16 protein-coding genes are annotated in these 26,427 nt (G+C 55.5%); all 16 read left to right on the forward strand.

From position 1 onward, the window contains the following. The first annotated feature begins 2 nt into the window (after positions 1-2). The 16 genes from folC to F4V58_RS02835 all read left to right on the forward strand — a co-directional run bounded on the left by folC (position 3) and on the right by F4V58_RS02835 (position 26,427). Complete coding sequence (gene folC, locus F4V58_RS02755) at positions 3-1,544, forward strand: bifunctional tetrahydrofolate synthase/dihydrofolate synthase (protein WP_075733161.1); 1,542 nt, start codon at positions 3-5, stop codon at positions 1,542-1,544. Beyond that, a complete protein-coding gene (locus tag F4V58_RS02760) occupies positions 1,541-1,996 on the forward strand; it encodes a DUF4233 domain-containing protein (RefSeq protein WP_075733163.1) in 456 nt (151 codons plus the stop codon). Before folC ends, F4V58_RS02760 begins: the two co-directional genes overlap by 4 nt. A gap of 48 nt (positions 1,997-2,044) precedes the next feature. Continuing rightward, on the forward strand, positions 2,045-2,374 hold the full coding sequence (locus tag F4V58_RS02765; protein ID WP_075736422.1) for a hypothetical protein: 330 nt from the start codon (positions 2,045-2,047) through the stop codon (positions 2,372-2,374). 60 nt (positions 2,375-2,434) lie between these two features. Further along, positions 2,435-2,845 carry a nucleoside-diphosphate kinase gene (gene ndk, locus F4V58_RS02770; protein ID WP_075733165.1) on the forward strand — a complete coding sequence of 137 codons (411 nt, stop codon included), beginning with the start codon at positions 2,435-2,437 and terminating at the stop codon, positions 2,843-2,845. Between the two features lie 392 nt (positions 2,846-3,237). Further along, positions 3,238-7,377 carry an Rne/Rng family ribonuclease gene (locus F4V58_RS02775; RefSeq protein WP_342743290.1) on the forward strand — a complete coding sequence of 1,380 codons (4,140 nt, stop codon included), beginning with the start codon at positions 3,238-3,240 and terminating at the stop codon, positions 7,375-7,377. A 236-nt stretch (positions 7,378-7,613) separates the two neighbouring features. Next, complete coding sequence (gene rplU, locus F4V58_RS02785) at positions 7,614-7,919, forward strand: 50S ribosomal protein L21 (RefSeq protein ID WP_075733167.1); 306 nt, start codon at positions 7,614-7,616, stop codon at positions 7,917-7,919. A 43-nt stretch (positions 7,920-7,962) separates the two neighbouring features. Further along, entirely contained in the window at positions 7,963-8,241 is a 279-nt protein-coding gene (gene rpmA, locus F4V58_RS02790; RefSeq protein WP_075733168.1) for a 50S ribosomal protein L27, read from the forward strand. Between the two features lie 172 nt (positions 8,242-8,413). Continuing rightward, positions 8,414-9,943, forward strand: a complete 1,530-nt coding sequence (gene obgE / locus F4V58_RS02795) for a GTPase ObgE (RefSeq protein ID WP_075733170.1) — start codon at positions 8,414-8,416, stop codon at positions 9,941-9,943. A gap of 168 nt (positions 9,944-10,111) precedes the next feature. Then, entirely contained in the window at positions 10,112-11,761 is a 1,650-nt protein-coding gene (locus F4V58_RS02800) for a SpaH/EbpB family LPXTG-anchored major pilin (RefSeq protein WP_075733172.1), read from the forward strand. Between the two features lie 68 nt (positions 11,762-11,829). Beyond that, positions 11,830-12,729, forward strand: a complete 900-nt coding sequence (locus tag F4V58_RS02805) for a class C sortase (protein WP_075733174.1) — start codon at positions 11,830-11,832, stop codon at positions 12,727-12,729. Between the two features lies 1 nt (position 12,730). Further along, positions 12,731-14,029: an isopeptide-forming domain-containing fimbrial protein gene (locus tag F4V58_RS02810; RefSeq protein ID WP_075733176.1), complete on the forward strand. Its 1,299-nt coding sequence runs from the start codon at positions 12,731-12,733 to the stop codon at positions 14,027-14,029. Further along, the gene (locus tag F4V58_RS02815; RefSeq protein WP_150385685.1) at positions 14,030-18,208 is read left to right on the forward strand and encodes a DUF5979 domain-containing protein; all 4,179 of its coding nucleotides are present in this window, start codon (positions 14,030-14,032) and stop codon (positions 18,206-18,208) included. 10 nt (positions 18,209-18,218) lie between these two features. Further along, the gene (locus F4V58_RS02820; RefSeq protein ID WP_245803021.1) at positions 18,219-19,172 is read left to right on the forward strand and encodes a class C sortase; all 954 of its coding nucleotides are present in this window, start codon (positions 18,219-18,221) and stop codon (positions 19,170-19,172) included. A gap of 869 nt (positions 19,173-20,041) precedes the next feature. Further along, positions 20,042-23,929 (forward strand): DUF5979 domain-containing protein, encoded by a 3,888-nt coding sequence (locus tag F4V58_RS02825; protein WP_170252484.1) that lies wholly within the window; start codon positions 20,042-20,044, stop codon positions 23,927-23,929. 413 nt (positions 23,930-24,342) lie between these two features. Then, complete coding sequence (gene proB / locus F4V58_RS02830) at positions 24,343-25,467, forward strand: glutamate 5-kinase (RefSeq protein ID WP_075733182.1); 1,125 nt, start codon at positions 24,343-24,345, stop codon at positions 25,465-25,467. A gap of 24 nt (positions 25,468-25,491) precedes the next feature. After that, complete coding sequence (locus F4V58_RS02835; protein ID WP_075733184.1) at positions 25,492-26,427, forward strand: D-isomer specific 2-hydroxyacid dehydrogenase family protein; 936 nt, start codon at positions 25,492-25,494, stop codon at positions 26,425-26,427.

The following is a 26,427-nucleotide window of genomic DNA, read 5'->3' on the forward strand; positions in this document are numbered from 1 at the left end:
CAGTGACGGACAATCAGCCAGACAACCAGCCCGACTTCGAGATCGTTGACGCCCTCAAGGAGGGTACCGAGGACTCCCCGGTGGAAATCACGGAGTCCGGGTTGAAGCTCAACCTGGGCTTTGGCGATGAGGATGAGTACGCCGAGCCCGCCCCGGAAAAAGCCACCCCGGAGGAGCTCGTGGAGCTGGCCCGGGTGGACGCGGAGTTAAACCAGCGCTGGCCGGAGACCAAGATTGAGCCCAGCCTGGACCGTATCCAGCTGCTTATGGATTTGCTGGGCAACCCGGAAAAGTCCTTTGACGTCATTCACGTGGCCGGCACCAACGGCAAGTCCTCGACTTCGCGGATGATTGATTCGCTACTGCGTGGTTTCCACCGCCGCGTGGGGCTGCTCACCAGCCCGCACCTGCAGCTGGTGACTGAGCGCATAGGCATTGACGGCCACCCCATCCACCCGCGCGACTTTGTGCGCATTTGGGAGGAAATCAAGCCTTTTGTGGATATGGCGGATGCCCAATCTGAGGTCCCGCTGTCCAAGTTTGAGGTGCTGGTGGCCTTAGCTTATGCCGCCTTCGCAGACGCCCCGGTGGACGTTGCCGTGGTAGAAGTTGGCCTGGGTGGGACCTGGGACGCCTCCAACGTGGTCAACGGTGAGGTGGCCGTCATCATGCCCATTGGGCTAGATCACACGGACTACCTGGGGGAGAGCCTTAAAGAAATTGCTACCGAAAAAGCTGGGATCATCAAAGCACGTGAAAAAGACTCCCAAGACTTTGCCACCCCAGGGGAAAACATTGCCATCATCGCGGAACAGGACCCGGCCGTTATGGAGGTCATCATAGACCGCGCCGTGGAGGTAGATGCCGGCATTGCGCGCGCTGGAAAAGAGTTTGCCGCCCTGGAATCCCGCATTGCCGTGGGCGGCCAGCAGCTGATTATTCAGGGCCTGGGCGGGGTGTATGAGGACATCTTCTTGCCCCTGCACGGCGAGCACCAAGCCAAAAACGCTGCCGTGGCCCTAGCCGCTGTGGAGGCATTCTTTGGTGCCTCCAGCGACCGCCAGCTAGATGTTGCTAACGTGCGCAACGGCTTTGCCAAGGCCATTAGCCCCGGGCGCTTAGAGCGCGTGCGGACCTCACCCACCACGTTCATTGATGCCGCGCACAACCCGCACGGCGCTACCGCGTTGGGTAAAGCCTTGGACCGCGACTTTGATTTTGCCCGGTTAATTGGCGTGGTGGGAATCTTTGATGACAAAGACGCCGCCGGGATCCTCACCGCCTTGGAGCCCTACCTCAAAGAGGTGGTCATCACGCAAAACTCTTCCCCGCGCGCCATTGACGCCTATGAGCTCGCCGATATCGCGCTAGATATCTTCGGCGATGAGCGCGTTTACACCGAGCCGGACTTGCCTGGTGCCTACGCGCGTGCGGTGGAGCTGGCCGAAGACGCGGAGGTTCAGTCCGGCTCCGGTATCATCATCACCGGGTCGGTGGTCACCGCCGGTGACGCCCGCGCCATGTTTGGAAAGGAACCAGCATGAAATATGAGGACATCCCTGTAGCCGAGGAAAAGGAGCTGGGCCCCCTAGGGATTGGCCGCAAGCCGGTCAAAGACCCGCTCAAGCAGTTCAACGGCATGGTCACCGCCAACGGCCTGACCATGGAAATTATCACCCTGCTGCTGGTACTGCCCATGCTGCGCATGCTTTACGAGGGTTCCTTGTGGACCACCCCGAATATCATTTTCGTGGTGGCGCTCATTGTTATCCACGCGGCCATGTTTGCCGTCCTGCGCAAGCCTTGGGTGCTTACGCTCATCCTGGCTGTCCAGGTGGTAGCGGGTATTGCCGGGTTCTTTGTCCACTGGTCACTGACTTCCATCATGGTCATCTTCGGTTTGGTGTGGCTGCTGGCCATCTACCTGCGTTCAGTGCTCATTGAGCGCCTGCGCCGCGGTTACCTCACCACCCAGCACCTAGGAACAAAGGAATAGCCCCAGCTGGCAGTGCGGCACCCCAACCAGTCAGCTAAGCTCGTTGTTATGAAAGTTCTGTACTTTTTCATCGCCTCCCTAGCGTGCGTGGCAGCTATTGCTGCGCAGTGGCTGGGTCAGCCCCGCTGGATGGCTCTGCTTGCACTAGCGGTCGCGGGGCTGTGTCTGGTGCTTGGGCTTCTTCGTTCACAACCAGGTATGTCACGGAAGAGAATTGATTGGGATGATGAAAAGCAAGCCGAAATTGAAAGGCTTTTAGCTAACAACCAATACGGTACTGCTATTTCCCAAATAAAGCTGTGGTTTCCCCATACCAGTGATGGGGAGGCCAAGACGGTAGTGGAGTTCATCCAAAAAACGGGGAAGTACCCCAGCTAGATTTGGAGCGTCGTAGCACCCACCGCGAGTTCTTAGGAGGTCTGCGGTAACATGTGCCCTATGACTGAACGTACACTCATCCTGATCAAGCCAGACGGCGTAAACAACGGCCACGTAGGTGAGATTATCTCCCGCATTGAGCGCAAGGGCCTCAAACTTGTGGCCATGGACCTGCGCGTGACTGACCGCGAGACCGCTGAAAAGCACTATGCGGAGCACAAAGATAAGCCCTTCTTTGGCGAGCTCGTTGACTTCATCACCTCCGCACCCCTGGTTGCCGGTGTTGTGGAAGGCCCCCGCGCGATTGAGGCTTGGCGTCAGCTAGCCGGCGGCACTGACCCTGTGTCCAAGGCAACCCCCGGCACCATCCGTGGTGACTTTGCGCTCAACGTGGCAGAAAACGTAGTCCACGGTTCTGACTCCGCGGAGTCCGCGCAACGCGAAATCTCCATCTGGTTCCCCAACCTTTAAAACCCCAACCCCGGCACGTGCGCTGGCGTACCAACGCCACCTTATGTGTACTTAGTCCCAGGTGAGCTTGCTATAGGCTCTCCTGGGTTCCGGGCGTTTTGCTCTGCCGTTTGCTTCTACTGCTTTCCTTGCGCCGCCTGATATTGGCCAAAATTCCTAGGTGCGCGGCCAGACTTTCCCGAAAGTGTGAAACAATTAGGGGAGGCTATGACGGCAAGAACCTATAGCCACGATCTTTACCCAAAATTTAATACCTGTAAAACGCATACCTTTTGACACCGTTCCCGCGCGGCGGCCTTGTCATCTCATCGGTGGATTCATTTTCCGGTGTGGTGGCTTGTGCGCCCGGGGCGGCATGTCACCGAGACAAAAGAAAGAGTCAGGTGTGGCCTGTGGCTGCAAAGACTAAAGACAATAAGACTAAAGACAATAAGAGCAACCAAAACGAGCAGGGCGAAGCTGAATCTTCCACCGCGAAGACTTCCAAGCAGCCGGCCGCGAAGCGTACCCGAAAGACTACGCGCAAGACCACCTCTAAATCCTCCGCGCAAAGCAAGGAGGCTCCCGGCGCTGAGAAGAAGACCAAACGTAGTTCTACCCGGAAGACCGCCACTACTCGCCGTGGCACTACTACGGCCAAGAAGGCAGCGGATGGCACCAATGTGGGGGATTTCTCTGCAGCTGCGTCCCTAGCTTCCCGCCTGGACCGTTCGGAGATTCCCAACAAAATCCGTTTGCACGCCGTGGCAAAAATGGTGGGTTTGCAGACTAAGCAGGCCGTGGAACTCCTGGCCCAGCAGGGCATAAAGAAGGTTGCCCAGTCCTCGGTTACCGGGGAGGAGGCGAATGCGTTGCTGGATTCGATTATCGCTGCCGGCAAGCCGGCTGAGAAGCCTGCGCGCAAGACTACCCGCAAGCGCGCTACGGCAAAGACCGAGGACGTTGAGCCAACCAATGCTGCCGTTGAACCCGCGGCTGAACCCGCAGCCCTAGATTCCCCCGCAGAGGACAAGCCCGCCAAGCGCACCCGCAAGCGCGCCACTAGGCGCTCTGCCCGTTCAGGTGGCGAGCAGGAAAAATCCACCGCTACCCTTGCGGAGGGCCAGGGCGACGTGACTGGTGGCTCCGCAGCAGAAGCCCCTAACGCCGGTGTCCCCAACGCCGATGCCCCCAACGCCGGCGTCCCCAACGCCGAAGACCCCGCCAAGCTTGAGGAACGCGTTCGCAAGAACGTGGACAATGAGATTTCCCAGATTGAGCGCAAGGTGGAAGAGGAGCTGGACTCCCAGCAGCCAGCGGATGAGGCTCATCCAGACTCCCCGGCCGAACAGGACGCGGGCCAACCCCAGGACGGGCAACGCGACCGTGGTGATAACCGCCACGTAGACACCGGCACCGTTGACGTAGCTCAGCTACACGAGGCGCTGGTTGAGGCCGGTTTAGACCTGGAGGATCCTTTTGCACCCGTAGTTACTCCAAAGCCGGATTTGGATGATGATGAAGACGGCTTTGAATACGCCCCCATCTTCATGCCGCCCAAGGAGCCTTCTAAGCCCAAGCGCCGTTCCACCCGCAAGGCCAAGGAAGAGTCAGCGGCGGAGCCGGAGGAAGTCGAACAGATCGAAGAACCCCGCGGCATTCGCGGTTCCACCCGGATTGAGGCGCAGCGCCGCCGCCGGCAGGAACTGCGGGAAAAGGGCCGTGAGCGCAAGCACCTGGTGAGCCAGGCGGAGTTCTTGGCCCGCCGCGAGTCCGTGGAACGCACCATGGTGGTGCGGGAGAAAGAGCGCAACGACGGCGGTGGCAAGGTCACGCAGGTGGCGGTCTTGGAAGATAACCTCCTGGTGGAGCACTTTGTCACTAGTGAGACCCAAGCGTCCATGATTGGCAACATTTACTTGGGACGCGTCCAGAATGTTTTGCCATCCATGGAGGCCGCCTTCATTGATATCGGGCAGGGCCGCAACGGTGTGGTCTACGCCGGTGAGATTAACTGGCGCCAGGCTGGCCTTGGCGGACGCTCCCGCAAGATTGAACAGGCGTTGAAGTCCGGGGATCAGCTTCTGGTCCAGGTGGCTAAGGATCCGGTAGGGCACAAGGGGGCGCGTCTGACTACCCAGATTTCTTTGGCCGGGCGCTATTTGGTGTACGTGCCTAATGGGCGCAGCGCCGGTATTTCCCGCAAACTTCCCGTCCCGGAGCGTAAACGTTTGAAGGGGATTTTGGAGCGAGTTGTCCCCGATGATGGCGGAGCTATCATCCGTACGGCTGCGGAAAATGTTCCTGAACAGGCCATTGCTAAGGACGTTAACCGCCTGCATTCCATGTGGGAAGACATCCTTAAGCGGGCGAACAAGGAGAAGAGCTCTAAGGGCGCTAAGCCGGTTACTTTGTACGAAGAGCCCGACCTGCTGGTCAAGGTTGTCCGCGATCTTTTCAATGAGGATTTCCACAAGCTGGTAGTGGATGGCAACCGCTCTTTTAACACCATTGACCACTATGTTCAGTCGGTGGCGCCGGACCTTGCGGACCGCGTTGAGCGCTACGACCGCCGCGCCAACGGTGGGCAGGACGCCTTTGAGAGCTACCAGATTGATGAGCAGCTGCAAAAGGCGCTGTCGCGTCAGGTGTGGCTGCCCTCCGGCGGAACCCTGGTCATTGACCGCACTGAGGCCATGACGGTCATCGACGTCAATACTGGAAAGTTCACCGGGTCGGGCGGAAACCTTGAGGAGACCGTTACCAGGAACAACCTGGAGGCAGCTGAGGAAATCGTACGGCAGATGCGCCTACGGGACCTGGGCGGCATGATTGTGGTGGACTTCATTGACATGGTCCTGCCGGAAAACCAGGATTTGGTTTTGCGCCGCCTCAAGGAGGCCCTGGGCCGTGACCGTACCCGCCACCAGGTCTCCGAGGTCACCTCGCTGGGCCTAGTCCAGATGACCCGTAAGCGCCTGGGAACCGGCTTGGTTGAGACTTTCTCCACCGAGTGTGAGGCCTGTAACGGCCGCGGCATCTTGGTCCACGAGTACCCCGTGGATGAGGATGAGGAGTTCAACTCACAGCAGTCCCGCAAGGGCGGGAAGCCCCGCAAGCGCGCGAACGACCCCGCGCGCCATCCCGCTATTGTGGCCCTGCACCAGGACGGCCAAGACAGCCAGGACGACCAAGACGCTCAGGACGGCCAAGACAGCCAGGACGACCAGCTCAACCAAGACAGCCAGCACGATCAAGACTCTCACGATGACAGTGCGAGCCGGGAGAACCGCAACGGCCGAGGCAACCGAAATTCCAGGGGACGGAAGAAGCTACGCCGGGATGCTCGTTATCGCGAGGACGCTAGCCAGGATGACGCAACCCAGAATGGAGCGAACCCGGATCACGCGAACCAGTCCTCATCTTACGAGGACTTGGCGGACGCCGTTATCGCGCCGAGCACGGATTCATCCGCGCACGGTAGTGGTGACGCGGATTCCCAGGATGGGGATGAGCAGTCAGGCCGTGGCCGGGACCGGCGTGCCAAGCGCCGCCGGGGTACCCGCGGTAGCTCGCGTGGCCGCGCCGGGCGCTTAGGCACCCAGGATGGGGACCATCCCGACCCCGGGACCAACGCCCAGGAAGATACCAGCAACATTGAGGCCATTGCCCACGCGGCGGCCGATAACGCTGAGGCAACCGATGAGGTAGGGGAGTTCACCTCCTACATCCCGGACAATCAGGAGCAGGCCCAGGAGGCGCAAGAGCAGTCCCGCCGCAACCGACGCCGTCGCGCTACCAAGAAAGTCTCCGCTAAGAAGGACCGCCACCAGGTCAAGGACCAGAGTAAAGATCGCGGCAAGGAAGAAACCGGCAGGCGAAGCCAAGATAGTGACGCGCCACAGCCAGCCGGACTGACCTATGATGAGGCCCTGGCTGCGTTCGAGGCCTCGCCGCGCCGCAAGCGCAAAACTCGTGGTAATTCCCGCTCAGATCACAAGCCACGGCGCGAGGACTTCGCTCCTAGCGAGCAAGGGCAGGCCGGGCCGGAGCCGGAGGAAAAGCGGGAGAAGCGCACTCGCGTGAAGCCACAGCAGGACAAGGCACCGCGCGCCGCCAAGAGCGAGCGCAGCAGCGAGCAGGAAGTGGAAAGCGCCGCTTCGGCGCGTCGTCGCCGCCGGGTCGTCCGCAAGCTGACCCCGGAGCGCGCCGAAAAAGACGCCCCTAACAAGACCTCAGTAGCCAAGGCAGAGCCGAAGGCTGCCAAGGCCGCCCAGGCGGACGTTGAGGCTGGGAAGGCGTCAGAACAAGCGGAGGGTACGCAGCAACGCTCCCGACGCAGGGCGCGCAAGCGCGTAGCCGTTCGCCGCACCACGGGCGAAAGCACCAGCCCTAGCGCCGGCACTCCCGCTGGTTCAACCGCTGCTGGCAATGCGCCGGACGCGCAGGACCGGAAACCGTCTGAGAAGCAAGCCAAGGCTGACAATTCGAAGAAAAAGACGGTGAAGGGCCCTCACGGCCGCCGCCGTGTGGTGCGCAGAAGTACCACATAGGGCGCGTGTGGGGCGGGCGCAACACCCGCCCCTTTTACGCGGTTTGTAATTTGTGGCCTAAACGGGGTAGTCTTTGACAGTCGCTGTTTAGGCCACATCTGCGCACCGGCGTCCTCCTTGTGGGGCCCGCATGGTAAGCGCAGAGCCTAAACGCAATATTTTCAAAGTAAATGTCCATTCAAGGTCCATTCAAAATAGAAGGCCTTGAGCCGAGTTTAGATAAGGGGTAGCCCTCTATGTACGCGATCGTCAAGACCGGCGGCAAGCAGTACAAGGTTGCTGAAGGTGACCTCGTCAAGGTCGAGAAGATCGAGGGAGAGCCAGGTTCCACTGTTGCTCTCACCCCGGTTCTGCTCGTCGATGGCGCATCTGTTAAGTCGAAGGCAGAAGACCTGGAAAAGGCTTCCGTTTCCGCTGAGATCATTGAGCACGTTAAAGGCCCAAAGATCCGCATCCTGAAGTACAAGAACAAGACTGGTTACAAGAAGCGTATGGGACACCGTCAGCCCCTAACCGTTTTGAAGATTTCTGGTATCAAGTAAGCCTTAACCGGCTGTAGATTTTCCTTAAAAGGAGGGAAACCACATGGCACACAAGAAGGGTGCATCCAGCTCAAGCAACGGTCGCGATTCTGAGTCCAAGCGTCTTGGCGTCAAGCGTTTCGGTGGTCAGCAGGTTAATGCCGGCGAGATCATCGTGCGTCAGCGCGGTACCAAGTTCCACCCCGGTGAGAACGTTGGCCGTGGCGGTGACGACACCTTGTTCGCACTTGAGGCAGGCGCAGTTAAGTTCGCCATCAAGCGCAACCGTCGCGTCGTGAACATTGTTCCGGCTGAGGAAGTTGCTGCAGAAGTTTCTGCGTAAATTCCTTAAAAATCCGTTCTAGGGCTTGGGCTCCCATTCGTGGGAATCCCCAAGCCCTAGTTCTTTTATGTATGGCCATTTCGGGGAATAATCCTTGGGCCGTACGCATTGTTAGTAGCAGTAAGAATTATTTTGCCAATTAGTGATCTTTCTACGGAAAGGAAGAGGTTTCATGGCTCGTTTTATTGACCGCGTCGTATTGCATCTGCAGGCAGGCGACGGTGGGCACGGCTGTGCCTCTGTCCACCGTGAGAAGTTCAAGCCCCTGGGCGGCCCTGACGGCGGCAACGGTGGGCACGGGGGAGACGTCATCTTGGAGGTTTCCCCACAGATCCACACCTTGATGGATTTCCATTACCGTCCCCATATCAAGGCCGGTCGTGGTGGCAACGGTGCCGGGGACTGGCGCAACGGCGCCCGCGGTGAGGATCTCATCATGGAGGTCCCTGCCGGTACTGTGGTGTATTCGGAAAAAGGGGACATGTTAGCGGACCTTACGGTTCCAGGTACCCGATTTATCGCGGCTGAGGGCGGCTTTGGCGGCCTGGGTAACGCAGCCTTGGCCTCGTCCCAGCGCAAGGCTCCCGGTTTCGCGTTGCAGGGGGAACCCGGGCAGGCGCATGACCTTATCCTGGAGCTGAAGTCCATGGCGGACGTCGGCCTGGTGGGCTTTCCGTCTGCAGGCAAGTCCTCGCTTATCTCTGTCCTGTCTGCCGCCAAACCAAAAATCGGTGACTATCCCTTCACCACCCTGCAGCCCAATTTGGGCGTGGTGGACATGGGCAATGAGTCCTTCACCATTGCGGATGTCCCGGGCCTTATCCCGGGTGCTGCGGAAGGCAAGGGGCTTGGCCTGGATTTCCTCCGCCACATTGAGCGCACTGCCGTCCTGGCGCATGTTGTGGACACCGCCACCATGGAGCCTGGCCGCGACCCCATGTCGGATATCGAGGCCCTGGAAAAGGAACTCGAGGAGTACCAGCAGCTATTGGACAATGACACGGGTTTGGGCGATCTTAAAAACCGCCCCCGCATCATCATCCTGAATAAGGCTGACGTCCCTGAAGCCCAGGAGTTGGCTGAGTTTGTTAAAGAGGATCTGGAAGAGAAATTCGGCTGGCCGGTATTTATTATCTCCGCCGTCGCGCGCAAGGGGCTGGATCCTCTCAAGTACAAGCTGCTGGAGATGGTGAAGAAGCACCGGCGTACCCAGCCCAAGGTGAAGGCCGACAAGAACAAGACCATCATCCATCCGTTGGCTGTGGGTAAGAAGAAGGGCCACTTTGCTGACTTCCATGTCAAGGCTGACCCACAGGTTGAAGGCGGCTTCATTGTGGAAGGTGAGAAGATTGACCGGTGGATCACCCAGACTGACTTCGAGAATGAGGAGGCAATCGGCTACCTGGCGGACCGCCTGGCAAGGGCTGGCGTAGAGGATAAGCTCTTCAAGCTCGGTGCTGTGGAGGGCTGCCCGGTCACCATTGGTGGCATTACCTTCGAGTGGGAGCCTATGACGGGCGGTAACGCTACTGACGCCGGCCGTGGATTCGACGGCCGCCTCCATAGCACGGACCGCATGTCCGCTGCTGAGCGCAAGCGCGCCTCTCAGGCCCGCCGCGGCCTCATCGACGAACTCGACTTCGGTGATGAGGACAAGATTGTCACCCGTGAGCAAGCTAACAGGGACCGTTGGCAGGGTTAGGGCGACACATTATAGCATAAGGGGAGAATATTACAGTTGATATAGCATCGGGTTTGGTCTAGATTTTTTACTAAAGCGACAGAAAACTGCCAGCAAACTTTTCGCAAAGCGTTAAGCAGGCGGAAGCAGTGTCGCCCAAGTCCCTTCTAGTTCAACATAAGGATTCTTATGAACAATTTCTCCCGCAAAATGATCTCACTTTGCGCTGCCACCACCATTGCATGTGCTGGTGCCGGAATTGGCCTTCCTGTCGCTTTCGGACAGGACACTTTCCCTCGCACATTGGCACCCACCGATCTCCAAGACCAAACAAAATTCCTGGATAATGACCATGAGGTCACAATCAAGGTATCCAAGTACGTTGGTGAAGCTGGAGACCAGACCTCCCCACTTGCAGGAGTTGCTTTTGAGGTGCAGCAAGTGCAGGCTGCAAGCGGCCAAGGATTTGACTTCACCACCCAAGAAGCCTGGGAAGAGTTGAACCAACTGGTCGATGGTGACGTTGATCAGAAAATTGCTGACATCATCACCGGCAAGAAATTCGTTGGAACGGCGAAGACTGATGAAACCGGGGCGGACGGATCGGCCACCTTCACTTTCAACCCTGCTACGGACGACGTAACATACGGGCCTGGTGTCTATCTTGTAACTGAAAAGCTAGATGCTCAAGACGTGGAACAGTACAACCTTTCGGAAACGTCGCCATTCTTGGTAGTCGTACCGAGCCTGGATGACGCAGGAAACTGGGTTTATTCCCAGGAAGCGTTTCCGAAGAACCAGGAGATTAAAGCAACCAAAGAGGTTGATGACAATGACCTTACCCTGGGTAAGGATGTCAAATACCGGCTCCAGGTAAAGATCCCCTCCACAAACCTGGATACCCTGAAAGTTACCGATGAATTGGTACCGCAGCTGCAATATAAGGAGGATCTCGAGGTTGAGCTAGTCTCTGAATCTAGCACGACGCCTCCGGTGCCCCTTACCAAGGATACCGATTACACTTTGTCGGCCCCGCAGGCTAACAATCCAGGTGGAACAGTGGAGGTCGAATTTACCGATGAAGGCCGCAAAAAGGTGGAGGAGTTCTATAGTGGAAATACCAAGTTATCTCCAGCGACTCCAGCACATCATGACGGGATTATCCGTGTTGATTTCAGTGCAACGCTTGTAGAACTACCGGACAAGGGTATTCTGACGAACACCGCAAAGTTCGACATCAATGGAAAAATTCATTCCACTGATGATGACAAAGGCACTCCAGACAAAAGTGATGACACCCCGGCTAGTACGACGCTGGCAAACTTGGAGTTAACAAAGACCGGTAGTGACACTGCATCTGAACTCGAAGGGGCTGAGTTTGAACTGTACCGTTGTATTCAGGAGCAGGCGTCGAATGAATGGAAATTGCTCGGCGACAAGCTCTCCGTCGGCAATAGCTCGGCAGATCCTACTAATGTCGACAAGCTCATCACTGAGATCGATGCAACTACGAACAAAGCAATGTTCAAGGGCTATGGTCTGCCTGTTTCTTCGCATTCGACCAGTGTGCTCTCAACCAAAAACAATGATTTCTGTGTAATTGAGACGAAGTCTCCGGCTGGATTCGTTCGTAACCCTGAGATTCATCACCTTACTCTGGAGCAGCCTGCTGACCAGGCTCCGATCCTGAAAGCCTCCATTGATAACCAAAAGACCACCTTCCTGAACCAGTTGCCTGCAACTGGTGCATGGGGCATCATCTTAGTGTTCTTGGTTGGTCTGGGCTTGCTGGCTCGTGGTCTCTACACCACCCGCCGCGACAACCTGGCAACCGCTTAATTACTTAGCAATTAAGTAATTTGGTTCAACTCCACCCGGTCTTTCGGGTGGAGTTTCTGGAAAGAGAAATGATGATGGCTGTGAAACATAGAAAAGAAGCAACGAAGAAGAAAACCCGTCTTCGGGGCCCCATCTATATCATTCTGGCCATCATTGTTTTTCTTACTCCGGTGGTTATTACTCATCTTAAAAATATTGAGCAAAACCGCCTGGCGCAGTACTACTCGGAGTCGGTCCGCAACATTGAACCGGCCCAAAAGGCTTCGCTTTTGGAGGAAGCACGCGAGTACAACCGGAATTTACCCGAATTCGGCTCGCTAGACCCGTGGGTTAATGGTATCGACGTTAGTACTCCCGGATATAAACTTTATCTTGAACAACTAAATATTGATTCCATGATGGGGCGCCTTCGGGTTCCCTCTGTGGGGATTGACCTTCCTATCTATCATGGAACCTCGACCTCTACTCTTGCTCACGGCGTTGGCCACCTTTATGGCACGGCGCTTCCTGTAGGAGGGAAGGGAACACACTCAGTGTTGACAGGTCATACGGGGCTTGCAACATTGACTATGTTTGACAACCTCACACACATCAAAACCGGCGATGTCTTCACAATCGAGGTGCTTGATGAAACTCTTGCGTATGAAGTAGACCAGATTGTGACGGTGCTTCCGGAAGACGTAGCCAACATCAAGCCCGAGGTGGGACAGGACTTCGTTACTCTGGTCACCTGTACGCCCTACGGCATTAATACGCACCGCCTGTTGGTTAGGGGGCATCGGACGGAACTTATTGCCGAGCAGTTCGAAAAAACCTATACCAGCCCTTGGCAGGTGTGGATGAAACTTGCCGTGGCTATCTCTCTACTGGCTCTGCTTTATCTGTTCTTCCTTCTGTGGCGCCGTAGGCGCAAACAGAAGGAAGAAAATGGACAATCTCAAGCCGCACATTTAAAGGAATCTAATTAAAATGGTCAACAAAAAACAATATCGGTTAGGGCATATCTTCGGGGTGTTTCTGTTGGTTATTGTGTGCACTTTTGTGTTCATAGTTCCGGTGTCCTCGGCGCAGCCTTCGCGGACGCCTAACTTCTTGCAGATTGCTAAGTTGCTACCGGGGCCTGAGGATAGCTATGCGGGGTTGTTTGATGAGGCTGCTATTGTCGGCGCTGAATATCAGGCGTTGAAGCTTGATGGGCTGGGTGATGTGACTCCGGAGGAGTTGGGTCAGCTTGTCAAGGACAATCCTGAGTTGTTGACTGATGAGCCCGGTGTTGAGGTTGCCGGCACTTTTACTGCTACTTCTGATGACGCTGGTGTTGCTTTGTTCCAGGGGTTGGAAGAGGGGATTTACCAGATTACGGAGAAGTCGCGTCGGGTTGGTGACGTTCCGGAGTTGCTTAGTTCTCCGTTTTTGGTGATTGTGTCTGGTACGACGACTGCGGTGCGTAGCAAGATTCAGCCGTTGACGGTGACTAAGACTTCGCATGAGCCTGAAGTTCAATACAAGGATGAGATCGTTTATACCATCTCTTCTGGTGTTGTCCAGCCTGATGTTAATGGGAAGATTTCTAAGGCTCAGGTTAAGGACTCTTTGGATGGCGCCTTGGAATTTAAAAGCGTATCCAATGTAGTTATTTCTAATCTTGATGGTGACGTCAAGTTGGGGGAGTCCGACTATTTGGTAGAGGCTTCTGGGCAGGATGTTGTTGTCTCGCTGACTGATTCTGGTTTGACTAAGTTGAGTAAGAGACGGGCCAATCACCCGGAGACCACTTTGGAGTTGGATTTGACTGCCACGGTGGACAAGATGGTGTTAGGCAATACTCGTATTGATAACATTGCGTTTGTTGCGATGGATGGTTACTGCGGCTTTACCGGTCAGGATAAGGATTGTATTGATAGCATTCCGGCTGTTGAATCCGGTGTTGCTTCTTTCCACACCTCGCCTTTCGGTCCCATTGAGGGCATTATTACCGGGATTATTGGTTTGCTGATTACTGGTCTTGGAATTGGGCATTTGGGGAAGATGTTGCTCAACTTTGTGCCGGAGCAGGCCCAGCCGGCTCCGCAGCATACTGACGTGCCCAGCAAGGCTTCGGATCGTTGGGATGGCGGAAAGCTTGGTGACCTGGCTGAGACGGGCGCTAGTGTGCTGGGGGTTGTGGCGGTAGCACTTCTTCTGATACTTGCCGGTTGGTGGCTGATTGGTCGTAAACGTCGCAACGAAGACGAGGCTGAGCTCTCCTCTCTAGAAGGAGAAAAGTAGATGAGGGAATTCAAAATTTTAGATTTTTATAATATGCGACGTAACGAGGAGTTTGAAATGAATCAGGATAGCCGACATCAAGGGCGGTCGACATTCAGATTGTTAGCCCTGTTTCTTTCGTTGTTTGTTTTTAGTTTCCTCGTTGTTGTTCCATCGTCCCTTCAAAATAGTGCGGCTGCCGTTGAAACGAATGAGCAAGATCCATCGGTTAATGAGGCATTTAAAAATCGTAATTCAAAATTCAACCGTTATGGGGGCTGCGAGTATCGCCGCTCCGCACAATCCGTTTCGGTGCAGTGGGCACCCGAATTGTGTTGGTTAGATATTGGCGGCGTTCAGCAGGCACTGCAGAATTCATCTAGTAGTGAAGACTCTTGTGACCATTTCTCCCAGACAATTGGCGACCTGACGTTGTGCTTTAAACCTAAAAAGGTGAGAGGGGATCATTTCGTCTCCGTAAAAAGCGAAGTAGATATCCTTAAGCCAGGGGGGTCAGCTAGCACAACCTTTGGAGGAAGGTTTAATTTTAACCGCTACCCCGGTTCTAAAGCTTCTTCTCTTTTAACTTCCCAGCATAAAAACGTCACCGGGTTGAATGATTTTGCTGTTATTGAGTTTTCTGATATTAAAATCCTAGATTCGAGGAACAATCCTATAGAGGATTTTAGTTTCTATGTAGCGGATGCTCAGTCAACAGACTTCCATTATGACTCTACGTTTGGCGATATGATTACCATCGGCCCGGCCGAAAATTCTGTTGAAAAGCTCTTCGAAATGCGTCCAGGCATCAATGGAGGCTCTGGTCAAAACTGGCGCGCCGAATTGTGTCTAAAACATAACGGTCCAAGTGGTGATCTGTTTAAATCAGGGATTTACGAAGAGTGGGACAGTGAACTTCCAAAAAATGACTATCCCTACGTTTGTCACGCTGGAAATGCTCGAATACCATCTGGTTCCTTTTTGCTAGAAGTTAATAGCCCAAAGAATTTGGAAGTTGGACTATATTCAAAGTCCTCCAGCAGGGTGCCGCGCCACTTGCAGAGTGTGGCTTTCGCTTTGACCCTAAGCGAGATCGGTGGGCACGTCACGCAACCTGATACCTCTATCGAGGAGCGGGTTACTGGACAGAAGTCTCAGTTCAATTTTGCCGGGGGTAAATATTCCGGAGGCAATTTTGTTTCCATAAATACGAAACCTGGTGAGCTGGGACCGCTGCCCCGTAGGGCCGGTGGGACAACTAATTATGTCTTAAAAGATGAGATCATGTTTCGGTCCTGGGCTGAAGGGGTGGATGCTGCAAAAGCTCTAGACCGTTACAAAGCTGAATGGACTTGTAGGGTTGGTAACAGTAGCCCTGTCACCTTTACTAAAAATCGTCCCGCCGGTGGGTTCGTGGTTGAAGAAGGCAAAAAGGTTATCGATGGGAATGAGGTTGGGTATTCCGAGGTTAGGCATGCAAATGATGCGAACGAACCGATTTACTGCAAGGCTGATTGGGATTCCATCCTCGAACCATCCTCAGTTGATATTCACAAAACGGTAGATGGTTCTGGACCCGGTGCTGAAACCAATTACGGCTTCGAGTATGCCTGTGTAATTCCCGATAGTGCGAAAACTCCAGCCTCTCGGACTCCAAGTGGTCAAGAATCCAGCACCCTCGCACTCTTCAATTCAGCCTACCCTGGAATAGAGCAAAAGGGTACGGGGGCAGTGCGGAATAATGGAACCCTTAGTTTTGAAGGTCTAGTTGAAGGCTCTGAATGTACGTTCAAGGAAACTCCTGCGACTTTCGATGGGCACCGGCATGAAGTTTCATGGGATGGTAGTAACTTTGCTTCAGCTAGTGAAAACCCAAAGACTACGGTAGTTGGCTCAGGGGGCGGCAGCGTCACTTTGCAAGCTGTTAATAAATTTATCCCCGATCCACCTATAGTTAACTTGATGCAAACCGTTGAGGGGAGTGCTGCAGAAAGCGTAATCCCTTCCAACACGGCTAAAGAGTTTACTTACGACTTGGATTGTAAAAAGCCCAATTCTGGTGTCTCTGTAGATATTTCGAACAACCAGCAAGGAGTCTTGGTAGGTACTGCGCGAAGCGAGGTATCTAATGCAAATTCGCAGTGTGCTTTAACCGTAATAGACCCTGAGGTACCTGCTAACGTTGAGCGCACTAACCTTGTGGTCAAAGTCGGAGAAAATCAGACTACCGTTTCCCCCAGCGGTTCAAATAATCAATTCACCATTCCTTTGAAGAGCGGTCCTGGTGCGGTAACCGATGTTTCGGTGGTGTCTAATTATGAATTTAAAAAATCCGCTCTCAAAGTTAACGTTGAGCCGCAATGGCCGGATTCTGCGACGGATGATGATAAATCTGTTGCTATTCCGGTAAACTATGAATGTACTCCGCCGCAACCAGGTATCAACGGTACGGTTAACGTGTCCCCGGAAAAAGCAGCAAATGACAACGTAGAACCTGCTGTAATCAGCGATGTTCCGCTAAACGCTAGTTGCACATTAAAGATTGAGGTACCTAATGAATACAAGCGGTTTGAGCTGAGTGATGCCCCGATTGAGGTCCAGCATTATGATGCCAACAATGTTTTAACTTCTCTCGGTCGTTTAGATCCCGTTAATGGTATTACTTTCCCGGCAAACGATGACGTAGCTCCGCGCCTTTTTGACCATGTTGTAATCCGGCCCACCTTCAAAAGGCGGACAGTCGGTGTACGCGTAGTCAACTTTAAAAACCCTGAGGCTTCTACGTTGTTAACAGGGAATTTAAGCGACGGGAAGCGTTTTGAGAACGCTTTTGAGTGCGATGGTGAGACCTTTCCCTCTGACAACACTCAGGGTATAACTACCTTCGCTGACGCAGGGGATGCCTCGAATAGCGGTCTTTGGGGAACGAGCGCCCCAACTGGCGGGACAGTCGTTCAGCTTCCAGCCGGCGCAAAGTGTACTTATAAACTCCAAGGTTCTGCACTTGATGCTCATACGCACATCGACGTAACTAATGGAGACCGGAAGCCATACTCCCAAGTTGGTGCCTGGGGAGCGGAAGAACAGAAACCGAGTACGAACCCGACTTCACTCTTAGACGAGGAATCAAATGTCGATGATTCGAAGAAGTCACCCACTCTTACCTTTAGGGTGCCGGTTGCTAAGCCTGCTAACAATGAACCAGTAATGACTATTGCTTCTGAGACTTTCTTTAAAACGGCAGTTGCTGACGTTAAGTTCGTTAAAAAAGCGGAAGGCGCGGCTTCTGACGGGCAAGAGTTCCGTTTTAACCTGAAATGTGCGGATCAAACTGATAAAGAATTTGTCGTTGAGTCTGGGAAGAGTCATCTTCTTAAAAACATGAAAATTGGCAGGACCTGTTCCATAGAAGAAGTCGTCCCCGACCCCAGTCCTATTCCATTTGTAAAGACCGGAGAAAGCGGCACACTTGTTTCTCTAACCCCCGAGGCCGCTACTGCCTCCACGCCTCCAAAGTGGGATATTGAAGTTCTGCCTGTGGAAGATGCCTCTGATACTAATACCAGCGGTTCTAAGTGGTCAGTTGAGGCAATCAACACCATTCCGGGCATTGAACTGGAGAAGAAGATTAAGGGTGGGCTTATCTCTCCCATGACGCAAGCAGTATCCGGTTCGGTTCTTTTGCCGCTTGGCGCAGAAAAGATGACCGTGACCTATACAGCGGTCAATAAGTCGGGTAAGGCGCTCAATTCTCTGTCGCTGAAGGACCCAAGTTTGTCTGGACTTACCGTAGTTGACTCAGGAGGTAGCGAATACTCAATCGGACAAGATGGTGCCATTCCAGATGGCGTATGCAGTTGGAACTCGACTCAAACTCCTATGAACCTTGAAGGTAATCAAAGTGTTGGATGTTCTTTCGATGTGAAAATTCCGGATTCCGGCAATTACTATCACTACGAAGGGGACTCGGCTGTGGTTACCGCAACGGTTGCGGATTCCCCCCGGGATCTAAAGGACTCGGTAAGTGATTCTGCTGCAACCGACGCCATCAGGCTCTCTGCCTCGGTCAGCGGAATGTTGCCGCAGGCCGGTGTACCCACGCTGGTTCTTGTTCTGCTGCTGGGGCTTGGTACCCTGATCTTCGGTCTGTGGCGTTACCTTCGTCGCGAAGAAGAAGATGACCAACTGCAAGCAGCTTAAGGAATAGATAGTGGAAGTAGCCGTACCAGGCAGCTCGCGTGAGGGGTTGGGATCTAAGCCCCAGCCCCGGCACGCGAGGAAGAAGAAACGCGGGCGCAGTGGGGTGGTCTATATCCTGCTGGGTATCCTGGTACTGCTTTTTCCCATTTTTGCCACGCTGTACAACGATTATCAGCTGGACAAAACTGCACGGCAGTACGCGCAGAAGGTGAAAGAGATTGAACCCGGTGAAAGGGTCCAGCACTATATCGATGAAGCGCACGCGTACAACCAGAGGTTGGCGCAGTCCGGTCACCACGCCATGAAACCCGACCAAAGTTCGCCTGGGTTTGATGAATACATGGATACGCTGAACCCTCCGGAGACAAGCGGTATGATCGCGCGCATTGTCATTCCTTCGCTGGATATTGACTTGCCGGTTTATCACACCACTGCGCCGTCAGTCCTTTACCGGGGAGCGGGGCACATGTTCGGCTCAGATCTTCCCGTGGGCGGGGAGGGCACCAACGCGGTTATCTCAGCGCATACCGGCATGGTTAACGCTTCCATGTTTGATAACTTACCGCGCGTCAAAGACGGTGCTGAAATCTACATCGAGGTGATGGGGCAGACCTTGGCCTATGAGGTCACTAGCCGTCAGGTTGTTAAGCCCGATAAGTACGACGCAGTGACTTATGAGTCTGACCAGGATAAAATCACGTTGATTACGTGCACCCCTTACGGCATTAACACCGACCGGTTGCTGGTCACCGCTCACCGTATCCACAAGGATGATATCCAGATCGAGGAAACTTGGAAGCCAACCTTTTCCTGGTGGATGGTTCTGGCTCTGGTGCTCATTTTCCTGGTTCTGCTTATTGTTGTCATCCGGGAGTGGCGCAGGAAACGCCGCAGGCGCGCTGCCAAGGCTTTGGCATCAGCTGATGCAAATCCAGGTAATGGCCGGGAGTCAGATTCCTGCTAAAGCCGTTATCCGGGTTTGGTTGAACTTTTGGGCAATTCAGAGGGGTTGCTCCGGATCCCCTCAGACTGTCCCGGCACTAGCAAGGAGCTAACTAGAGTTTCATCCTTTATGGACCTGGTAGGAATTTGAGGTTTCCCTGTGATAATTCCTATGCCTGATATTAGGGATTGGTGGGATCTTCCTCACTGTCCGTTGGGGAGTAGGTGCTTATATGCCGGTGGTAGGCCTTTTGCTCTTTTGGGAGGAAGGCCAACGTTTCAATATATTTGTCAAACTCTCAGTTTGCTTACTATTCTGTAATATCGGGGCCTGTACAGATAGAGGCCCAAGAAGCTTCGATTGAAGCTTTGTTCCCCGCGGACAATTATTCCCTTCAGTTTTCTTACAAGAGTAGTTATGTACCTTTTCCACCGCAGCAGGTTCACCGTTTCTGCTTCCATGTTCCCTGGCACCGCCCTGGGGACTGGCAATGCCGATTACGGTGAGAGACGCCTTCAACCCAAAACTGGGCTTGGTGACCTACCCTGTCGAAATCCACTTCGTTCCCCGCAGCATGGGGGAGAGGTTGGTCCCGGAGTTTCCAAAACTTTTTTAAGCGGCATTAGTGAGACTTTCGATAACTGCGAGAAGTCCCCTGACCCCGGGCACCCTGAGGTGTGCTACCCCTTCTTCTTTGCAGGAGTTTCCAGTCCCAGAAGTTCTGTAGGTGGTCAACGGGTAGGTCGGAGTATTCCAAGAAAAGCTAGACACCCGCTGTCGCCTAGTGCAGGAACGCGGCTAACCGCCGCACACGTCCGGAAGGAAATCCTAACGCTGGGGAGGAGGGAACAACTGTGAGCACGTCAAACGAACACCGGAAAAGGGAAGGCATGATACCCATGAAATGCGCCAATACTCGGGTCATCGCGATTATGGCCGCCTTCGTTCTGATCCTTGTGGGACTTGCCGTTCCGCGTGGGTCGGTCTTTCCAGCGCCTGTCGCACACGCGGCACCGCCCGCTGGCCTGTTGGCTAACCCTAATACTAAATTCAGTGGCTGTGAGTTCCGCGTATCCTCTGAAGGGTCTCCAACCGAGGCGTTGGCGCCACAGCTGTGTTGGCTGGACTTTTCCCAGATCCGAGACCCTTGGGACGCGCCACAGCAATTTAGTCAGAAGATTGGTGATTTGACGCTCGAGTTCACAGCCCAAATCGTAGACGGTGGGCGTGAATACATGGACCTCACCCCGGAGGTCGTCTCCGGTGATAGCGGGTCTATTTTCGGTTACGATACCGAAGGGAAGGTTAACTTTGGTCTAGATCGTGACCCAGCGATAAACAATGCGATTCTTACTGGGGTTGAGAATCCTGGCAGCAATGCCCATCGCCCCGTGTTGCGCACACATTTGGGCTACAACCCTAGGGGTGGCAAGAAGAAGTATGTCGTGGTCAAGCTGGATGATATTCGAGTTTTTGGTAAAGATGGCCGACAGCTAGATAAGTACGATTTCGTGGTGATGGACGCGGAGCGCACCACTACCCGTGCCAATGGTTACCACGAGTTGATCTCGCTCAAAGCGGACTCTCGCGGCAAAGTGCAGCAGCCGTTATTCCTCCCCGAGGATTGGAACAACACTTGTAAGTGGTCCCGTAAGCCGGGTAATAACAACGGTATCAATTTCTCTTTTACGGGGCCGAACAGATGGAAATCGATAGCAGCAGCTGACTGGGAAGTCGACGGCAATACCTATGATTTTGTTTGTGCAGTTGATTACAGCGTTTACGAGCCTGGTGCGTTTCTTGTTTCCGTTAATAACCCCAAATCGCTGGAAGTTGGTATGTACACTTCCGGAATTGGTGGTGGTCAGCAGGCCATTGCTATCGCGCTGAACGTGGGCCGCCTGGGCGGTCACGTGGAAGCAGACACGTCCGCAGAACAGGCAATCTTGGCAAAGCAAACCACGTTCGACTTTGAAGCCGGTGCCATCAAGGACGCTTACGAGGCCGTGCTCAAACCTGAAACCGAAGAAGAAAAAGCGCAGAGCGTGAGTCAATATTCCACCCTCATCCGCAAAGTTTCCTACGAGGGGGCCATTCCGACATCCGCTGACCCTTACGTTTTCAGCTCCACGGCTACCACCCCGGATGGCAGTGACGTGTTTAAACGCTATACCCCGAAGTGGACGTGCCAGCTAGACCACGAGGTGTTCTCCCCGGATAATCTGCCGGAGGGCTTTGAAATTACTAACGGGGACAATGCCTCGAAGCTGAAGTATCCCAACACCGAAAACAAACCGCTGTACTGCAAGGTGGACTGGGAGCCGAAGTTCCGTGAGGCTTCTTTGACTGTAGAAAAGACCGTCACCGGCCTAGATACTGCGGTGGAGAAGTCCTTCGATTTCTCCTACCAGTGCACCCCGCTGCAGGCTTTTACTCAGGCTTTCGGTGATGTCCCCATGAGTGGCAATTTTCAGCTGAGCAAAGCCGCTGGGCTAACCAAGAAAGTTGATGGCCTGGTTGAAGGCGCGCGGTGCGAGGTCACTGAGGACCAGGCAACTGCCGGGGAGGTGGGGTACGACCACTCGTTCAGGTGGAACGGTAGGCGAAATAACAGGGGAGCCACAAGATTGACGCTTGAGGCCGGTGACGCTCCTGCCAACCGTCTCACCGCCACGAACACCTACACCAAGAAGTTCACCAATATCGAGCTAAGTAAGAAGCTAACTGGTTCTGCTGCGGCCGATATCGTTCCAGCAGGAAGCACCAAGAATTTCGACTTTGACTTGGAATGCCAGAACGCCCCTAAGAGCACCGTGTCTTTGACTCTGCGCAACCAGGGTGGCACCGTGACCACCGCAGGGGTGAAGAACATTACGCGCCTACCAGCGGGCGCGGAGTGCACGCTTACCCCGCAGTCCCCGGTGGAGCAGGACAACGTGGTATTTTCCTTCCGCCAGCTCGACCAGGACGGCAACCGGGTTGCCCGACACGAGTCACACGACCCGTTTACTCTCCGGCTTAAGGGGGAGCCTAACTCCACCACTAGGCTGGCCATTGAAGCTTCCTATATGCGAACCGCGCCGGTGATCATCCAGGCCACCACCGAAGGCCCCGGCAAGGAGCTTGGAGAGGCCCCTACGCGTTCTTTGGATATTGGCTACCGGTGTGAACTGGATGGCCAGACCGTGAAAGAAGACCGTGTCTCCCTGGTACCGGGTACTAGTGCCCAGGTAGAGGGGGTGCCCGTGGGTGCTACGTGTACCACCGACCTAGCGGAGGGCCAGCCGTACGAAAAGCCCCGCTTGGTGTTGGAGAAATCCACTAAACCCACAATCCAGGTAAAACGCGCGGATAATCGGTTGACCGTCAAGGCTTATTTTGACCTGCGTAGTGTCCCAGTGCGCGTGGTCAATATCCAGCACGGTGCCCCTGCGGAGCTCCACGACCGGGTTTTCGAGAACACAATTAGTTGCAAGTCGGAGGATTTCCAGACCACCACCACGGTGGGGGGCGCCCTGAGTGCCGGAAGTGCGGCTACTGACACCGCGCCTACGGGCGGGGACATAGCGGAGCTGCCCGCTGGCGCCCAGTGCAGTATTGCGCTGTCCGGTAACGCCTTGGAAGCCAGTCCGCTGCTGGATGTCACTGCCGGGGACCGCAAGCCCTATTCGCAGTTTGGTCTGTGGAGCGGCCAGCAGCCGGCAGACGCAAACCCGGACGCGGAGCTTTCGCCTGACACAAAGGTCACTGCGGAGATGAAGGCCCCCACGCTGACGTTCACCACGCCTAAGCAACCGGCTGCCCAAGGCCAGGAATCAGTGATGACCATCGCGGCGGAGACCTTCTTCGCCCCAGCCACTGCGGATGTGACCTTCACCAAGGAAGCTGACGGTGCAGCAAAGAAGAACGCGGAATATTCGTTTACCTCCACGTGCGGTGATGACTTCACGCTGCGCGCGGGTAAGTCCCACGTCTTTGCTGACGTGCCGGTGGGTACCACCTGCACCGTGACTGAGAACGTCACTGGGGCGCTTAGTCCTGTTGTCAGCGTCAGCAACAAGGCGCTTTCGGAAGACTACCGTCTAGACAATGTCCGTGCCCAGCAAGCAACGGCAAATAAGGGGCCGCAGTGGATCTTTGACGTCAAACCCGTGGCCCAGGCCACCGACACCGCGACGTCTGGGGATAAGTGGAAGCTGGTTGCCACCAACACCATTCCCGGCATCGCGTTAGAGAAGGATATTAAGGGCGGGGCAATCTCCGCTGCCACCAAGGCGGTGGCCGGTACGGTCATGCTTCCCGGTGGGGCTACCACCATGGAGCTAACCTACCGGGCGCGTAATCTGTCCACCGCGCCGCTGGAAAACCTCACGCTGAAGGACCCTTCCCTTGCTGGCTATGAGATTTCGGCTGACGGTGCTACCCACACAGTGGGGCAGGAAGGTGATATCCCGGCGGAAATTTGCCAGCTCGGTGAGCTTGCCGGGGAGGCGGAGGCGCAGTGTACCTTCACCGTTGCCATCCCCGGTGACGCGGATTCCTACTTCCATTACAAGGGGTCCAACGCCACCATTACCGCTGGGGTGGTTGGTGCTGTCCAGTCTGAAACTGTCACTGATACCGCTGCGACTGACGCCATCCGCCTTTCTGCCGCCGTGGCCTGGATGCTGCCGGAGTCTGGTATGCAGACCTTGGTTCTTTTCCTCGGTGTGGGAATTTTACTGTTGCTGTTTGGGCTAAGGCGTTACTTGCGTCGTGAGGAGGAAGAACTGGCCTAATCTTGCGTAGGAGCTCGGGGACGCTGTTTTCTTTGCTGTTTCGCTCGGCACTGTTCTGCACTGTTCTGCACTGTGCGCGGGCTATCATTCGAAGGAGACATCGCGGAAAGCAGCGTGACATCCTGGCCACCATGTGGGAACAAAGTGCATAATCACGCTGCAGGTTCTCCTGGTGGACATAGAACGTGGTCCCCTCGCACATCGTGAGCTTAACTGAGTCTTCGGCTTTTGGCCCTCGGGGTGGAAGTAGTCAGCGTTAAATGAACTGTGCCCCTTTTCCGCGAGGATTTGGCTACTGCGTGTTAGCTCTTGGGCTTAGCTCTTGTGCATAGCCCCTGCGCGCAGCCAACAGCGGCAACGCCGCCAGGATTAGAAGCGGGCTTGGGACAAGGAACAAGATAAGCTTTAAAACCATGAGCTTTAGCCCCGACCTCCGCCAGCAGCTTTCCACCGCCAAACGTATCGTCGTCAAGATTGGATCTTCGTCGCTTACTGACGTGGACGGGTTCCGCACCTCGCGGGAAAAGATTGACCAGATTGTGGACGCGGTGGCGGTGCGTATGCGGACTTCGGACGTGATTGTGGTGTCCTCGGGTGCGGTAGCGGCGGGCATCGGTCCGCTGGGGCTTTCGTCGCGCCCCCATGACCTGGCCACCAAGCAGGCGGCCGCAGCAGTGGGGCAAGTCCACCTGGCCAATGACTGGGGCGCGTCCTTTGCCCGCTACGGCAAGTCCGCGGCGCAGGTGCTGCTGACGGCATCTGACATTGGCAACCGGGAGCGGGCCCGCAACGCCCAGCGCACCATTGACCGCCTGCGCCAGCTGGGGTGCGTGCCCATTGTGAATGAAAATGACACGGTGGCTACCTCAGAAATGCACTTTGGTGACAATGACCGGCTCTCTGCGCTGGTGGCCAACCTGGTGGGCGCGGACGCGTTGTTTTTGTTCTCTGATGTTGATGGGCTCTATGACAAGAACCCCGCCCAGCCGGGGGCGCGCTTTCTCCCCGAAATCCGCAGCGGCCAGGACCTAAAAGGCGTGGTAGCCGGTGATGGCGGCAAGGTAGGCACCGGCGGGATGGCCACCAAAGTACAGGCCGCCCGCCTGGCCACGCGCGGCAATATTCCGGTGCTGCTCACCAGCGCAGATAACATAGGGCCCGCTCTTGCCAGTGCCTCCGTGGGCACCGTATTCCACACCCGCGAGGAAAAACACCTCAACTCCTGGAAATTCTGGGCGCTGTACTGCGCGGACTCCGGCGGGGCCGTGCGCATTGACGCCGGTGCTGTCGATGCCGTGGTTTCCGGCGGCAAATCCCTGCTAGCCGTGGGGGTTACCGAGGTAGTCGGGGAGTTTGCCCCGGGGGAGATCGTGGACATCCTGGGCCCGGAGGGAAACATCATCGGACGTGGGGAAGTGGGCTACTCCGCGGAGGACCTGCGCCGCATCAAAGGACAGCAGACCGCGCAGCTGCCAGATGAGTTCAGGCGCGCGGTGGTCCACGCGGATTACTTATCCAACTTTGCCAGCCGGATTTAGCTGATCTTAGCTAGGGTGGTGGCCATGAAGTTTTACATGGGACCCGCGAAATGGCCAGAGACAATCGCTGATATTGAGGCCGCCGGGCATGAACTGGTAGATAGCTTGGACAAGGCGCAGGCGTATGTGTGTACCACGCCCAACCCCAAGAAGGTGCCGCAGTTGCCACCGTCCGTGGAGTTCGTGCAGTACTGCTACACCGGTGTTGACCACCTTCTTGACGCCGGCGTGATTGTTGAAGGTGGGGTGCCGTGGTGCAACACTGCCGGTGCCTTTGCCAAGCCGGTAGCGGAGTCCGCCCTGGGGTTGCTGCTCTCCCAGGCGCACCACCATAAGGCTTTTGCTTTGGCCGCCACGTGGGACGTGGCGCGCGAGTTAGATGATTCCCAGGCGTGGCTCTACGGGCTAGGCTCCGGGGTCACAAGGCACGTGGCTATCTTTGGTGCCGGCGGGATTGGGCGGGAGCTCATCCGCCTGCTTCAGCCCTTTGGTGTGCACATCACGGCGGTAAACCGCAGCGGCCGCGCGGTTGCCGGCGCGGATGAAACCGTGGCTATGGAGCACGCTGGTGAGGTGTGGGGGAAGGCCGATTTCGTGGTCAACATCTTGCCGCTGACCCCGCAGACGCAGGGTCTGATTGACTACGCCACCTTCCAGGCCATGAAGCCCACCGCGGTGTTTGTCAACGTCGGGCGCGGCGCCACCGTGGTCACCGATGACCTAGTGCGGGCCGTCAAGGAAGGCCAGATTGCCGGCGCCGCCCTGGAAGTTGTGGACCCGGAGCCGCTGCCGGACGGCCACCCGCTTTACGGGCTGCCCAACGTGACGCTCACGCCGCATATGGGGGCATCGGCAAGTGTGGCTAAGTACCATTTAGGCCGGGTTTTTAACGCCAATGCGCAGGCCTTCCAACAGGGCAGGCCCATGCCCACCCACATCGACGTGAAAGCAGGATACTAG

Source organism: Corynebacterium phocae (assembly GCF_008693075.1).
In the GTDB taxonomy this organism is placed as follows: Bacteria; Actinomycetota; Actinomycetes; order Mycobacteriales; family Mycobacteriaceae; genus Corynebacterium; species Corynebacterium phocae.